The sequence below is a fragment of the Novosphingobium indicum genome, assembly GCF_014645195.1.
Lineage (GTDB): Bacteria > Pseudomonadota > Alphaproteobacteria > Sphingomonadales > Sphingomonadaceae > Novosphingobium > Novosphingobium indicum.
Genome location: NZ_BMLK01000005.1, coordinates 85,845 through 100,493 on the forward strand (window position 1 = coordinate 85,845; position 14,649 = coordinate 100,493).

General features: G+C 61.9%; 11 protein-coding genes. 10 read left to right on the plus strand and 1 reads right to left on the minus strand.

The window, feature by feature from the left end; translation table 11 throughout:
• Positions 1 to 27 precede the first annotated feature (27 nt).
• From IEX64_RS24700 to IEX64_RS06440, 4 genes are all read left to right on the plus strand, one after another.
• Positions 28 to 282 (plus strand): YHS domain-containing protein, encoded by a 255-nt coding sequence (locus tag IEX64_RS24700; protein WP_308422590.1) that lies wholly within the window; start codon positions 28 to 30, stop codon positions 280 to 282.
• Positions 272 to 559, plus strand: a complete 288-nt coding sequence (locus IEX64_RS06430) for a DUF5676 family membrane protein (protein WP_188818854.1) — start codon at positions 272 to 274, stop codon at positions 557 to 559. Before IEX64_RS24700 ends, IEX64_RS06430 begins: the two co-directional genes overlap by 11 nt.
• 24 nt (positions 560 to 583) lie before the next feature.
• The gene (ftsH, locus tag IEX64_RS06435) at positions 584 to 2,497 is read left to right on the plus strand and encodes an ATP-dependent zinc metalloprotease FtsH (protein ID WP_188818855.1); all 1,914 of its coding nucleotides are present in this window, start codon (positions 584 to 586) and stop codon (positions 2,495 to 2,497) included.
• A gap of 160 nt (positions 2,498 to 2,657) precedes the next feature.
• A complete protein-coding gene (locus tag IEX64_RS06440; RefSeq protein WP_188818856.1) occupies positions 2,658 to 3,110 on the plus strand; it encodes a DUF2267 domain-containing protein in 453 nt (150 codons plus the stop codon).
• A 168-nt stretch (positions 3,111 to 3,278) separates the two neighbouring features.
• On the opposite strand, the gene ftsH (IEX64_RS06445) is transcribed toward IEX64_RS06440, so the two are convergent.
• A complete protein-coding gene (gene ftsH, locus IEX64_RS06445; RefSeq protein WP_373290130.1) occupies positions 3,279 to 5,117 on the minus strand; it encodes an ATP-dependent zinc metalloprotease FtsH in 1,839 nt (612 codons plus the stop codon).
• Between the two features lie 629 nt (positions 5,118 to 5,746).
• Between ftsH (IEX64_RS06445) and IEX64_RS06450 the strand changes: the two genes are divergently transcribed.
• The 6 genes from IEX64_RS06450 (at position 5,747) to IEX64_RS06475 (ending at position 14,635) form a co-directional block, all read left to right on the plus strand.
• Positions 5,747 to 7,009, plus strand: a complete 1,263-nt coding sequence (locus tag IEX64_RS06450) for an MgtC/SapB family protein (protein ID WP_188818857.1) — start codon at positions 5,747 to 5,749, stop codon at positions 7,007 to 7,009.
• A 245-nt stretch (positions 7,010 to 7,254) separates the two neighbouring features.
• A complete protein-coding gene (gene pgm / locus IEX64_RS06455; protein ID WP_188818858.1) occupies positions 7,255 to 8,916 on the plus strand; it encodes a phosphoglucomutase (alpha-D-glucose-1,6-bisphosphate-dependent) in 1,662 nt (553 codons plus the stop codon).
• A 624-nt stretch (positions 8,917 to 9,540) separates the two neighbouring features.
• Entirely contained in the window at positions 9,541 to 11,943 is a 2,403-nt protein-coding gene (locus IEX64_RS06460) for a heavy metal translocating P-type ATPase (RefSeq protein ID WP_229710134.1), read from the plus strand.
• A 46-nt stretch (positions 11,944 to 11,989) separates the two neighbouring features.
• Positions 11,990 to 12,394, plus strand: coding sequence for a DUF3141 domain-containing protein (locus tag IEX64_RS06465; RefSeq protein WP_229710109.1), 405 nt, complete (start codon positions 11,990 to 11,992; stop codon positions 12,392 to 12,394).
• Positions 12,372 to 13,628, plus strand: a complete 1,257-nt coding sequence (locus IEX64_RS06470; RefSeq protein WP_229710110.1) for an acetate/propionate family kinase — start codon at positions 12,372 to 12,374, stop codon at positions 13,626 to 13,628. Before IEX64_RS06465 ends, IEX64_RS06470 begins: the two co-directional genes overlap by 23 nt.
• A complete protein-coding gene (locus IEX64_RS06475) occupies positions 13,625 to 14,635 on the plus strand; it encodes a bifunctional enoyl-CoA hydratase/phosphate acetyltransferase (protein ID WP_188818859.1) in 1,011 nt (336 codons plus the stop codon). Before IEX64_RS06470 ends, IEX64_RS06475 begins: the two co-directional genes overlap by 4 nt.
• The last annotated feature ends 14 nt before the right edge of the window (positions 14,636 to 14,649 follow it).

Sequence of the window (14,649 nt, forward strand, 5' to 3'; positions counted from 1 at the left end):
ATGCGGTTCGGGTGTGGCGCCCATATCATGGGGCACGGAGGTCATGGCCATCATGGCTCTCATGAAGGATCGGGCGACAGACTGCAGGAGCCGGGAACGGCGATTGATCCGGTGTGCGGGATGACGGTCGCTACGCCTGGAGCAAAGAGCAGCATTTATCGGGGCAAGGCCTATTATTTCTGCTCGGCGGACTGCCGGGATAAGTTCGAAGCCGCACCGCAGGAATTTGCTGGCGAAGCGCCCGCAAGGACAGTTCAAGGAGCGCATCACCATGGCGCATGATGCTCGACGGCCCGGTCCGGCCTTGATCCCGGTTTTCGCCTTCGGCTTCGCCCTCAGCCTGTTCCTTGTCTTCTCCTACGTGCTCTGCGTAATCGGCTATCTGTTATTCCCCGGAAGCTTGATCAATCATTCGGCGCTCGCGATCTTTTTGCCCGGATTCGAGCTCCTGAGCTGGCGCACCTTCTTCCTGGGTTTCGGCGAAAGCTTCGCCTGGGGCTGGTATGTCGCTCTTGTTTTCGGACCACTGTACAATTTTCTGGCCTCCTGGCGCAGGTAACTTCTCTTGGAAAAGGACCGGAACATGGAACAGGGGGACAGAAAACGGAAAGGCTTGTCGCAGCTCGATATCGTGTACATCATCGTGGCATTTTTGCTGCTCGTGATCCTGCAGAATTACTGGACGAGTTCTGGCCACCTGAAGACAATCCCGTTCAGCGAATTCCAAGCGCTCGTCGAGAAAAACGCGATCACCGACGTCGTTGTGGGCCCGACGACGATAACCGGCGCGTACAAGGCCGCTGGTCAAGAGGCCAACGGCAAAGGCAAGGGCGCAGCCGAGACACAGCATTTCTCCACGATCCGAGTCGATCCTGCGATCGCCGACGAGCTCCAGAAGCGCGGTATCACCTATCGAGGCGAAGAGCCGCCTGGATTTCTGTCGAACCTGCTTTCGTGGATTCTGCCCACGGCGCTGTTGATCCTGGCGTGGATGTTCCTGCTGCGTCCAATGGCGTCGGGAGGCCATGGCGGCTTGATGGGAATTGGCCGCAGCCGTGCCAAGGTCTATTCGGAAGAGAATGTCAAAGCCACGTTCGCCGATGTGGCCGGCGTCGACGAAGCCAAGCAGGAGTTGTCCGAAATCATCGGATTCCTGCGCGATCCCGAGAAGTATGGCCGCCTCGGTGCCCGCATTCCCAAGGGCGTTCTGCTCGTCGGACCGCCGGGCACCGGCAAGACCCTGCTCGCGCGTGCCGTCGCCGGCGAAGCGCATGTCCCCTTCTTCTCGATCACAGGCTCGGAATTCGTTGAAATGTTCGTGGGCGTGGGCGCGGCGCGCGTGCGCGACCTTTTCGAGCAAGCACGCAAGCAGGCCCCGGCGATCCTGTTCATCGACGAGCTCGACGCGCTCGGCCGGGCACGGGGGATCGACCTGCCTGGTGGAGGGCATGAAGAGAAGGAACAGACACTCAATCAGCTTCTCGCCGAGATGGACGGCTTCGACCCGAGCGCCGGAATCATTGTTCTTGCGGCAACCAACCGCCCTGAAGTTCTCGATCCGGCACTGCTTCGTGCGGGCCGGTTCGACCGTCAGGTGCTGGTCGATCGTCCGGACCGCAAGGGACGCGTTGAAATTCTTCGCGTGCACATGATGCGGATTCGCGTTGAATCCGATCTCGACATCGACACCGTTGCGGGCCTCACACCGGGCTTTACTGGCGCCGATCTTGCCAATCTCGTCAACGAGGCGGCGGTCATCGCCACCAGACGCGGCGCGGAAGCGACGACCCTTGAGGATTTCACGCAAGCCTTTGAACGTTTGGTCGCCGGCATTGAAAAGAAGAGCCGGGTGCTCAGTCCACGCGAGCGTGAGACTGTCGCACATCATGAGATGGGGCACGCGCTTGTCGCAATGAGCCTGCCGGGCACCGACCCCGTCCAGAAGGTCTCGATCATTCCACGCGGTATCGCCGCGCTCGGCTATACGCTGCAGCGGCCCATGGAGGATCGGTTCCTCGCCAGCCGCAGTGAACTCATGAACCGCATGGCGGCTTTACTTGGCGGAAGAGCGGCAGAGGATCTCATCTATCAGGACGTGTCCACAGGGGCCGCCGATGACTTGCAGCGTGCGACCGACATCGCCCGCAGCATGGTGGTGCGTTTCGGTATGACGCCTGAACTGGGCCAGGTCGCCTATGAGCCGGAGACCGGAAGCTTCCTTGTCGGCCAGACGCCGCTCTGGCGGCCGAAAACCTATGGCGACGGCACCGCGGAGGCCATCGACGAGGCCGTCAGAAAGCTGATCGACGATGCCTTCACAACCGCCCGGGGCGTCCTCACGCGCAACCAGGCCTTGCTGGAAAGGAGCGCGAAAGACCTGCTCGCCCATGAGACGCTCGGATCCGCAGAACTCGAACATCTCAAGAAGGAGCTGATGGTGGCCCCGATGGCGGGCCAGCAAACTGAGCCAGCGCTCAATGCCGTGTCGGCGAGTTGATCTGTGTCCGATGCTCAGGGCGAAGCGCTGGGTGGCGGCCTCCATCGAATAGAGCCACGTCGGCTGTATGGCATAAGGGTTGTCATGGATGAGATTGATCCGGCAATCACGCGAGTTTCCGCTCGATTGCCGCGAACTACTCATTTGAAGGATTTGAAGAATGACCACAGGATCACGGCATATTGATCATGCGGTTCACCAGGCTCGCCTCTGGCTAGGGGATCTGGACGCGGAGCTTGGCGACGTGGATCAGGCACATACTTATGCATTGCTGCGCGCCGTCCTTCACGTCTTACGCGACCGCCTGCCTCCTGCCGAGGCCATCCAATTCGGCGGGCAGCTGCCAAACCTGATCCGCGGGATCTATTATGAAGGGTGGCGCTTTCAGTCTCATCCAACGCGTCTCCACTCGATGATCGAGTTTGTGGAGGCGGTAATGGCCGCCATCGCACCGACGAAGCTGCGTCATCCGAGACGTGCCGTCGAGGCTGCACTCGCAGTCGTCGGGCGCCATGTTTCAAGTGGCGAGATCGAGGACATACGAAGCTGCCTGCCCGAGGACATACGCGCGAGCTGGCCCCAGGCCACATCCTCCACCCGGACCTCGAGCTGAAATCAGCACACAATTTCACGCTCACGCGTGCAATATTCGACGCATTGGCCGGCGTGAACTCGAGCCAGTACCGAAGGATTTCGAAACGAGGACTGTGCGAGATCGAACGGCGGGTTGAAGCAATCCTGGGCGGGCCACTTGAGCGGTATCGAAATCGCAGACCTGACGCTAGTGCACCGATGGCATCTCGGGGACGGCGCTTTCGCGCGCTTCAAGAATTCCGACCTTTTCGGATCTGCCGCCGGCTACCGGAATTGCCAGAAGCGCGCGGATTTCCTCGCCCGACAGAGTTTCATGCTCCATGAGAGCTTCTGCCAGGCATTGAAGCTCGTCCTGGCGTTCGGTGAGCAGTTTGCGCGCCCTCGATTCGCCCTCTTCGATGATGCGCCGAATTTCCTCATCGATGATATTGGCGGTGGTTTCCGAAACATTGAGCCGAGCACTGCCGCCGTGGCCGAGGAAGGTGTCCTGGTCGCCGTCGCCGTAGCGCAGCGGGCCGAGCCGGTCGCTGAAACCGAACTCGGTGACCATGCGCCGCGCAAGGACGGTGGCCTGGCGGATGTCGTCACTGGCGCCCGTGGTAATCCTGTCCTTCCCAAAGGTGAGTTCTTCCGCGACGCGCCCGCCGAACATCATGGCAATCTTCGCCTCCAGTTCCACGCGAGCAAGGCCGTAACGGTCGCGCTCCGGCAACGACATCGTGACGCCAAGGGCACGACCGCGCGGAATGATCGTCACCTTGTACAGCGGATCATGGCCGGGGACATGCAGAGCGACCAAGGCGTGTCCTGCCTCGTGATAGGCTGTCGTGAGTATTTCATCGGCGGTCATCGCCAGGGAGCGTCGCTCGGCGCCAAGCAGGACCTTGTCCCGCGCCGCCTCCAGTTCGGCTGTAGAGACGCGTTCAGCGCCGGATCGGGCCGCGAGCAGCGCGGCTTCGTTGACCAGGTTGGCAAGGTCCGCTCCGGAAAAGCCCGGGGTCGCCCGCGCCATGACCCGCGCGTCCACATCCGGCGCCAGAGGAACGTGCCGCAAGTGCACACGCAGAATTTTTTCGCGCCCCCCGACGTCAGGAGCGGGCACCACCACCTGGCGGTCGAAGCGCCCGGGCCGCAGCAATGCCGGATCCAGGACGTCCGGGCGGTTTGTGGCGGCGACGACAATGACGCCCTGGTCGCCGGCAAATCCGTCCATTTCGACAAGCAGCTGATTGAGCGTCTGATCGCGCTCGTCGTTACCGCCCCCCACGCCTGCGCTTCGGTGTCGTCCGACAGCATCGATCTCGTCGATAAAGACGACGCAAGGTGCGTTCTTTTTCGCCTGGGCGAACAAATCCCGCACGCGGCGCGCTCCAACGCCCACGAACATTTCAACGAACGCAGAGCCGGACATCGAGAAGAAGGGCACGCCCGCCTCTCCGGCCATAGCCCGTGCGAGCAGGGTCTTTCCAGTCCCAGGTGGCCCGCTAAGCAAGCAACCTTTGGGTATCTTTCCACCAAGCCGCTGGAATCTCTCCGGTCGCTTCAGAAACTCGACGATTTCGCTCAACTCGAACTCCGCCTCATCGATGCCGGCAACGTCCTTGAAAGTCACGGGCGGCGCATCGGTTTCGACCTGCTTCGCTTGGGATTGTCGGATGCCGAACGCCCCGCCTCCGCTCTTGGCCTGACGCTTCTGGGACCAGATCACGAAACCCGCAATCGCCACGAGCGGAAGAAGAAGCAGAATGAACAACCACAACCAGCCCGCTGAGGTCGGTCCGGTCTTGCTCTGCGCGGCAGTTATTCTTACGCGGTGATCGAGCAGCCGCGGTATGAGGCCGGCGTCCTGCGGGGCGGTCGTTTGGAAACGCTTTCCGCCAGCCAGCACACCCTTGACCATGCTGTCGGAGATCACGACCTCGCGAACATCGTTCCTGTCGATGCGATCGATGAAGTCCGAATAGGCGATCTCGAGATCGGGCTGGGCCTGTGCGGCGGAGCTATCAGCAAGATTACTACTTACCATGGCCGTGCTCCAACCGGCATCTGCGATGGCATGTGACCGCGCCTCGGGGACATGAGCAAGGCTTGCCATGAGCAGGGCAATCCCAACGCAAACTCCGGAATCAGTCAGTCTCGGCATAATGTCTGCTCCCATCCAGGCTGAGCGAGCACGCCTCGCGAACATAATCATGACGCGCGGGTCGCACGCGGCTTACAGTTCGCGAGGGGGCGTCAGATCACGTGGATAGATGAAATCGGCATGGGAGCCTTGCGATTCGACGCTGCAATGTTCGCTGCCGCATCTACCAGGCGGGAGCAGCTGAACAGTGCGGTGCCCAGTCCCCCAACGAATTAACCTCCAGCGAGTCGACAAAGTCACGAACGATCAAAAGCTCGTTCAACCGACTTCGTACATCGATTTGCCTGTTGGTGATCCGGAGCACAAACACGCCGACATTCCGAGAAACAAGTCTTCGCCCGCTGCGAGCCCTCGATCCCGCAGCTCCGCCGATACCGCTGATGTGCGGAACGTGGCCGAACCTTCTGTAAGGCCGCCGCTTCGCCTACGTCCTGCAACTTGAGATTGCTCTTTGTCTGACCAGCGGAGGCTGATCGGTTGACGGCAATGTTGTTGAGACAAGGGTTCGCGGTATGCCCATCGATAGCCAGTTTGAACGCCTTGCCATCGCGCTGGCAATCGGTCTGCTCTTTGGTCTCGAACGCGGCTGGAGCCTTCGCGAAGTACCTGAAGGAAAGCGCGCGGCCGGTCTCAGAACCTATGGTCTTTCCGGCTTGCTCGGAGGTATCGGTGCTCTTGTCGCGTCCACCGCAGGAGCGATTTTTCTCAGCTTTGCATTCCTGACATTCGGACTGATCACGGCCGCTTTCCAATATCTAGAAGCGCGAACCGAACAAGGCTTCAGTGTTACCGGCACTGTTGCCGGACTCCTGGCGTTCCTGCTCGGAGCCTATGCAGTTCTGGGCGAGATGTCGGTGGCAATTGCATCGGCAGCGGCGGCGACGGCCATGCTCGCATTCAAGCAGCCCCTTCATGCGTGGCTGAAAATGCTCACCTGGCCGGAGATTCGTGCATTCGTCATTCTCGTCGTGATGACCGCTCTCATTGCGCCCATTTTGCCCGACAAGGCGATCGATCCATGGAACGCGATCAATCCGACCGAGATTTGGCGTTTCACGATCCTCCTCGCCGCCGTTTCCTTTCTTGGCTATTTCGCGATCCGCATCTTCGGCGAGCGAGCCGGCCTGATCGTATCCGCGCTCGCCGGCGGCCTGGCGTCATCGACCGCTGCCGCTTTGACTTTCGCGAAGATGGCAAGGGCCCATCCGGACGCCTGCTGGCTCCTTTCGGGCGCTACGCTGATGAGCTGTGCCGTCATGATGGCGCGTGTGATCGTCGTCGTCGGAATCGCCAATCCGTCGCTGCTCGGCCTCATCATGCTGCCGCTGGCGATTTCGGGCTCTGTCATCTTGATCCTGGGCGCCATCTTTATTTTACGCGCCGGCAAGCGCAACATGGAGCGGCCGCAAATTGCCATGACCAGCCCGCTGGAACTGGGCACGGCCTTGAAGCTTGCCGGACTCATTGCCGGGGTCATGCTGGTCTCGAAACTTGCGGCGCAGTTCTCCGGTCCCGCCGGCGTATTCGGGCTGTCTGCGATTTCCGGATTGGCCGATGTCGATGCGATCAGTCTGTCCTTGTCCCAATTGTCCAAAGGGGCGCTCGATCCGCAGATTGCCGCGATCGGCATCGGCTTGGCGGTCACGGCGAATACATTGACCAAATCCCTATTGGGCGCACTGACGGGTTCGCCGAAGCATGGACTCATCGTGGGCGCAGGAAGCGCGGTGGCGCTCATCACAGCCGGGGGAGCCCTTTTTCTGACGATTGGCTGACGTCCGCCATGAGTGCTAATGGCCGAATATATAGCCGCAGGGTGGCGCATCATGGCTTTTGCCGAAAGAACGTGAGGCTTCGCTGTAAGAACTCGTGCAACACCACGTCCTTGCGGATGTCATTTCCCTTGATCCCGAAACGACGCGCGCATGCAGACAAGACCAGGCGTCGCCAACTGGATAGCCAAATCCGGCCGGTTGAACCAAGATCCGGGCGAAGCATCGATTCCGGAGGATGATGGAGCATGACTGACGCGCATCCCGACGCAGGCAAACGGCTCGATCCATCGCAGCTCGTCGATGTCGAGGGACTGATCCGTGCTTATCATGACCTAGCCCCTGATCCTGGCAACGCCGGCCAGCGTGTCACGTTCGGCACTTCCGGCCACCGCGGCTCGGCGCTCGAATGCAGGTTCAACGAGGCGCATATTCTGGCGATTGCCCAAGCGGTCTGCCTTCACCGTGCAAGGACCGGCATAGACGGTCCTTTGTTCCTGGGGGTCGACACGCACGCATTGTCGGGACCGGCGGCAAGGACAGCAATCGAGGTATTCGCAGCGAATGAGGTGGCCGTCGTGACCGACGCGCGCGACGGCTTTACGCCGACGCCAGTCATCTCTCACGCGATTCTCTCTTACAATCGCGGACGCACGAGCGGCCTTGCCGATGGCGTCGTGATAACTCCTTCACACAATCCGCCGGAGGATGGCGGCTTCAAGTACAATCCGCCGCATGGCGGACCCTCGGAGCCGGAAGTGGCCGGCAGTATCGAGCGCCTCGCCAACGCGCTACTCGACGCCAGGCTAGGCGGCGTGCGCCGCATGTCCTATGACCGGGCCTATCGTTCATCCGCATTGTCACGGCAGGATTTCCGTTCGGCCTATGTCGACGATCTTGCCAACGTCCTCGACTTCGAGGCGATCAGCGCCTCGAGCCTGCGAATTGGCATCGACCCCCTCGGCGGCAGCTCGGTCGACTACTGGCCTGCCATCATCGAGCGCTACCGGCTCGATGCTTGCCTGGTCAGCGACACCGTCGATCCGAGCTTCGGGTTCATGCCCGCCGATCGCGATGGCCGCATCAGAATGGATTGCTCTTCGCCCTATGCGATGGCGCAGCTACTCGACCTCAAGGACCGATTCGACATATCCGTGGGCAACGATCCGGATGCCGATCGGCACGGTATTGTTACAGCCTCGCAGGGGTTGATGCCTCCGAACGACTATCTCGCCGCTTGCGTTGCCTATCTGTTCATGAACCGGCCTCAGTGGCCGCGCGACGCCGGGATCGGAAAAACGATGGTAACGAGCGCGCTTATCGATCGGCTTGCCGCGCATCTCGATCGCCGTCTGGTCGAGACGCCGGTCGGGTTCAGATGGTTCGTCGACGCCATGCTCGAAGGCAAGCTCGGCTTTGCGGGTGAGGAAAGCGCCGGAGCGACCCTGCTGCGCAAGAACAGCTCGGTATGGACAACCGACAAGGATGGAATCGCGCTCGGCCTGCTTGCTGCGGAGATCATGGCGAAGACGGGCCGCGATCCCACTGCGCTCTACGCCGAGGTGACCGCCACGATTGGAAAGCCGTTCTACCGGCGTACCGACGCTCCGGCGACGAGACGCGAGAAAGAGCAGCTCAGGCAGCTGACGCCGCACAGTTTCGAGGCTGGACAATTGGCTGGCGAAGCCGTGATCGCCATCGAAAGCGCCGCGCCATCGAGCGGCGCTCCCTTGGGCGGCGTGCGCGTACGAAGCGCGAACGGCTGGTTCGCGGCGCGGCCTTCGGGAACGGAGGATATCTACAAGATCTACGCGGAAAGCTTCCGGAGCCTCGACCATCTCGATCAGATCGAGAGCGAAGCAAAGGCGATGATCGGTGCCGCGCTTGCAGAAGCGGCCGTGCGCCACTGACGAAGTCGAAGGAAGAGAAGAATCGTGTGAATGCCGGCGCCGCGTTCGCCAGCGCCAACAATGAAAGCTGGTCGAGGCCATCCCGAGCAACGATTATCAGCGCGCCGAGAGGATTCCCTGCCGCAGGCGCTATACGATGCCATCAAGATGGAATTCTTCGGCATCCTCCAGTCTGACCCCGCCGGTCAGGGCTGGTTCGACAGGTTTCCCAGGTTCCGGTTCCGGACTGTAAGTTTCATGCCGCCAGTGCGTCATGAACCATATCCCCTCAGGGGGGAGCCACCAATGGAGGTATTCATGACGAGCCGAGCCAAACAGAACGAGGCGCCTGACAAGAAGACGGAGTCGTCGGGATGCTGTTGCGGCAACAAGCGGGCCGCAAGTCCCGCGGAGACCGGCGGACAAGACCCGAGCGCCACCAAAGACGCGGCGACGAAGCACTCCCAAGGGTGCAAATCGACCGGCTGATGCTGTAGGCTGAACACGTGCGGCGCAGCCCTTTGTGCGCCGCACCACTCTGTTCGAGGGGCCGCACGCCCCCCTCCTTTGGCCCCTCGAACACCTGTGGCCATGCTGAACACCATCGGCGAGCCAGACCAACAACGGAGCCTTGCCTTGCCAACCGTGACACTTGAAGCCCGCGGGCTGTTCCAATGCCTTGATCATCTCGGCGTCGAAAAGCAGCTTTCAAAATGCGCTGGAGTGCTCAGCGCCGAAGCCAATCCCGCTTCCGAGAGCGTAACGGTCGTCTTTGACGAGACGCTGATAAATGTCGCCGAGTTGCGCGGCATCATCAATGACTGCGGCTTTCACTGCGGCGGCCGTCTCGTCCCCCGGCATGTCTGCGCCCGCGATGCCGTGGTGACCCCAGACGGCGACAGCCAGAACCGCGCGGGCCCCGCGTCCGGTCACGTCCATCATCACCGGCCGGGACCCGTCGCTGCTGCCGCCAAAGGGGGGCCGGCGCACGACGCCATGGCTCATGAAATGGGGCACGGCGCGGGGATGGACATGGCCGCGATGGCGCGCGACATGCGCAACCGGTTCTTCATCAGCCTGATCTTTAGTCTTCCGATCTTCGGCCTGTCTCCGATGGGGATGGACCGCCCCTTGCTTACCCCACCTTTCGGCCTGGAGCTCAACATCGCCTTGTTCCTGCTTGCAAGCGCGGCGATCCTTTATCCCGTCTGGCCCTTCGTGGTCGCCGCGATCCGAGCGCTGCGCAATGGTATTCTCAACATGGCCGTGCTCGTGTTGCTGAGCGTCGGCACCGGCTATCTGTTCAGCGTCGGCACCACCTTCTTTTTCGAGGGCCAGCAATTCTACGAAGCCTCGGCGGTTCTGCTCGTTTTCATTCTTCTTGGCCACTGGCTCGAAATGCGGGCAAGGGCCGGCGCTTCGCAGGCTATCCGCGCATTGATGGACCTGGCGCCGCCGATGGCGACAGTCCTGCGCGACGGGAAGGAGATCGAAGTGCCGACCGCCGAGGTGCTGGTCGGCGATGTCGTTCTGATCCGCCCCGGCAACAAGATCCCCGTCGACGGCGAGATTCTCGATGGCAAGTCGGACGTCGATGAATCGATGCTGACAGGAGAATCCATGCCGGTCTCCAAAGCCCCTGGCGATGCGGTCATTGGCGCCACGATCAACCGCAGCGGCAGTTTCCGCTACCGCGCGACCAAAGTGGGAGCGGATACCGCCCTCGCCCAGATCGTCAAGCTCGTCCAGGAAGCGCAAAACTCCAAGGCACCGGCGCAATTGCTCGCGGATCGCGCATCGCAATGGCTGGTGCTCGCCGCGATCGTTATCGGCCTTGCCACATTTGCCGGCTGGTACTGGGCGCTGGGTTCGACCTTGCTGTTCGCATTGACACTGACGATCACCGTGTTCGTGATCGCCTGTCCCGATGCACTCGGTCTTGCCACCCCGATGGCGGTGATGGTCGGAACCGGTCTTGGTGCGATGAACGGCATCTTGTTCAAGAATGCCGGCGCGCTCGAGGACGCGACCAAGCTTGATGTGATCATCTTCGACAAGACCGGAACGCTCACCATGGGGCAGCCCAAGGTCGTCGATGTGGTCGCGGCTGCGGAATATACGCAGGACGAGGTGCTCCGCATGGCCGGAGCGGTTGAACGCAATTCGGAGCATCCGCTTGCCATCGCGATCCTGGAGCGCGCATCGGGCATCACTTTGCCGGAAGCCCGCAATTTCGCCAACCGCGAGGGCAAGGGCGCAGGTGCCGAAGTCGAAGGTGCATCCGTGGTGGTCGGGAACCGTCAGGTAATGGAGGATGAAAACGTTCCATTGGGCGCGCTTGCGGAACCCGCCGAGCGGTTGAAGGGCGCCGGCCGCACGGTTGTCCATGTCGCCCGCGGCGGCGAGATACTGGGCCTGATCGCGATTGCCGATGCACCTCGCCCCACCGCCAAGGCGACCGTCGCCGCACTGCGCGAACGCAAGGTCAAGGTCGCGATGCTCACCGGCGACAATGCGGGCACGGCCAAACGGATCGCCGCGGAACTCGGCATCGACATCGTGCTCGCCGATGTCCTGCCGGGGCAGAAGGCCGATAAGGTCAAGGAACTGCAGGCGCAAGGCCAGCGGGTCGGCATGGTCGGAGATGGCGTCAACGATGCGCCCGCCCTGACGCAGGCCGATGTCGGATTCGCCATCGGCGCGGGAACCGACGTCGCCATGGAAAGCGCGGACGTCGTCCTGATGAAGAGCGATCCCTTCGACATTGTCGGTGCGATCACCCTGTCGCGTGCGACATTGCGCAAGATGCACCAGAATCTCTGGTGGGCGGTGGGTTACAACATCATCGCCTTCCCGCTCGCCGCCGGCGTGCTCTATCCCGTGCTGCTGAGCCCGGAGATTGCTGCGCTCGCCATGTCGGGCAGTTCCGCGCTTGTTGCCATCAACGCGCTGATGCTCAAGCGGACCAGGCTGACGGGTGTTGGCCGCGGCAGGATGCCGGCCGGGAGCGCAGCACAGGACTCGCCAGTTCCGGCGACCGCGATGTGATCCGATTTTCGGCTACCTCTTCGATCTCTTGCGAAACGGCGAAACAATGGCTTCTTCATCCACTCAAACCAGCGGAACATTACCAACTTCGGCGGCGCCGTCGCGGCAATCAGGAAACCGTCCTCCCCAATCACTGGGCGAAGCGCGAAAACGAATTCTATCCGGCTTCGGGCCCATTCCGGATATTCTCAAATGGCTCCACCCGATGCGGACGAGCCGCTATCTCCTTTCCGAGGTACTCAATCCCTGGATGCGCGGTGCCGCAATGTTGGCGGGTGCGATCTCGCCAAGGCGCAAGCCGCTGTCACCTGACCAGTCGTTGGTTCAGCGGGAAAGAGACGTAATCGGCGCGATCACCCAAGCGCTCGAGGACGCGCGGCGAGCCAGGGACAAAACCGGCGAGCAGATCTTTGGCTGGCTGTACGGCTTTGCGGGCAGCAGCCATGCCTAGCAATGGTCGCCCCCCGCAGCCCCAACTGCGAGCAGCTGCAGGCGATGCCATTCTGGTTATCAACAGCGGCTCGTCGAGCGTGAAGTTCGCGCTCTTTTCGACCAAGGATCCCCCAGCGCGCCTCTGGTCAGGGGCCATCGACCGCATCGGCCTTGCACATGGCCGTTTTCACGCCGTTGACGCAGCAGGGACGACGGCGTTCGATGAAACGGCAGAAGTCGCTGACCACGACATGGCTCTGCATCTGCTTTTGGATGCGATCGACCGGCACACCGCCGGAGACGGTTTGGCGGCAGTCGGGCACCGCATTGTCCATGGCGGCGCGGAATGTGATTGCGCCACATTCGTAACCGAGACGCTGGAGGCGCGGTTGCGCGAGTTCGTGCCGCTTGCTCCGCTGCATCAACCGCACAATCTGGCCGGAATCACCGCAGTCCGCAACGCTCGCCCAGACCTGTCCCAAATCGCCTGCTTCGATACCGCCTTTCATCATGGCATGCCGCACCTCGCAACCCTGACGGGTTTGCCGCGCGAGTTGCGTGACCAAGGCATCCGCCGTTACGGCTTTCATGGCCTCTCCTACGAATATGTCGTTGAACGGCTGCGCAGCGAGGAGGTCGACGTCGATGGCGAGCGCGTCATCGTTGCCCATCTCGGGAACGGGGCTTCGATGTGCGCGCTGAAGGGCGGCAGAAGCGTCGAGACGACGATGGGTTTCAGCACATTGAGCGGTCTGCCCATGGGGACGCGCTGCGGCGACCTCGACCCGGGCATCATCCTTTACTTGCTGACAGAGATGGACTTGTCCGCAGATCGGCTCCGGCATCTCCTTTACGAGGAATCGGGACTGCTGGGACTGTCCGGTTTCAGCCGCAACATGCAGGAATTGCTGGCGCGGCCCACAGACCATTCCGCTCTCGAGGCCGTAGCGTACTTCTGCTACCAGGCGCGCTCACACCTGGCAGCACTGACCGCCGTCTTGGGCGGCCTCGATCGCCTCGTATTCACCGGCGGAATCGGCGCCAATGCCCCCATGGTTCGCGCCGACATTTGCGCGGATCTCGGCTATCTGGGCGTCGCCCTGGATCCCACGCGCAACACAGCTGGTGCACGCGTCATCTCGTCGGCTGCGGGCCGTGTCGTTGTTGAAGCATTCGCAACCGACGAAGAACAAATGATAGCGCAGCACATGCGCCGGCTGCTGGCCGCGCAGCCCGCAAGGCAGGTGGCGTGAACTTGACCCCCCCTGCCCCACATCTGCAGCGCCTCGTCGAACAGGCAACCGGCCTTGGACCCATACGCGTTGCTGTAGCTGATGCCGCGCAATCGGAAGTTCTGGAAACTATGCGCGAAGCGCAGGGACTCGGCTTGGTCGAGCCGCGTCTCGTTGGCGATCCGGAGGCGATCGCCGCGATCTGCAGCGATATCGAATGGACGCCGGCGCCTGATTGGATGGTCCCCGCCGGTTCGGGAATTGCCGCAGCAGCAAAAGCTGTGGAACTCGCCCGCGAGGGCAAGGCCGATGCAGTGATGAAAGGACATATCCACACCGACAGCCTGATGCACGCTTTGCTCGACAAGGAACTTGGGCTGCGTGTGCCAAGCGAGCGGGTCAGTCATGTCTTCCTGGTCGACGTCGCAACCCGGTCAAGACTCCTGGGGATTACCGACGCGGCGATCAACATCGCGCCCGACCTCAGCGCCAAGGCCCAGATCCTGCAAAATGCGATCAACCTGTTCCAACTCCTCGGGGTCGAGACGCCAAAGGCCGCCGTCCTCTCGGCGATAGAGACGGTCAATCCCGAAATCGTCTCGACACTCGATGCGGCATGTCTGACGCTCATGGCGCAGCGCGGACAAATCACCGGCGCGCTGGTCGACGGCCCGCTCGCCTTCGACAATGCCATCTCGAGCCAGGCAGCCGCGGACAAAGGGATTGTTTCAGCCGTGGCCGGTGACGCAGACATTCTGCTCGTGCCGGATCTAGTCTCGGGAAACATCCTCGCGAAAAACCTTGAATATCTGGCGGGAGCCACTGCGGCCGGGATCGCGGTCGGTTTGGCGGTGCCGGTGGCGCTGACGTCGCGCGCGGATCCGGTGCCGGCACGGCTGGCCTCGCTCGCTGTGGCAGCGCTGATGCACCACCGCAGACCAATAACTCCGACGGCGCTGCACCCGTTCGAGGCAAGTCTTCACTGCGCGCCGCAGCCCGAGCGTGCCTGCTATCCGCTTGCGAAATGATCATGTCCCACGCT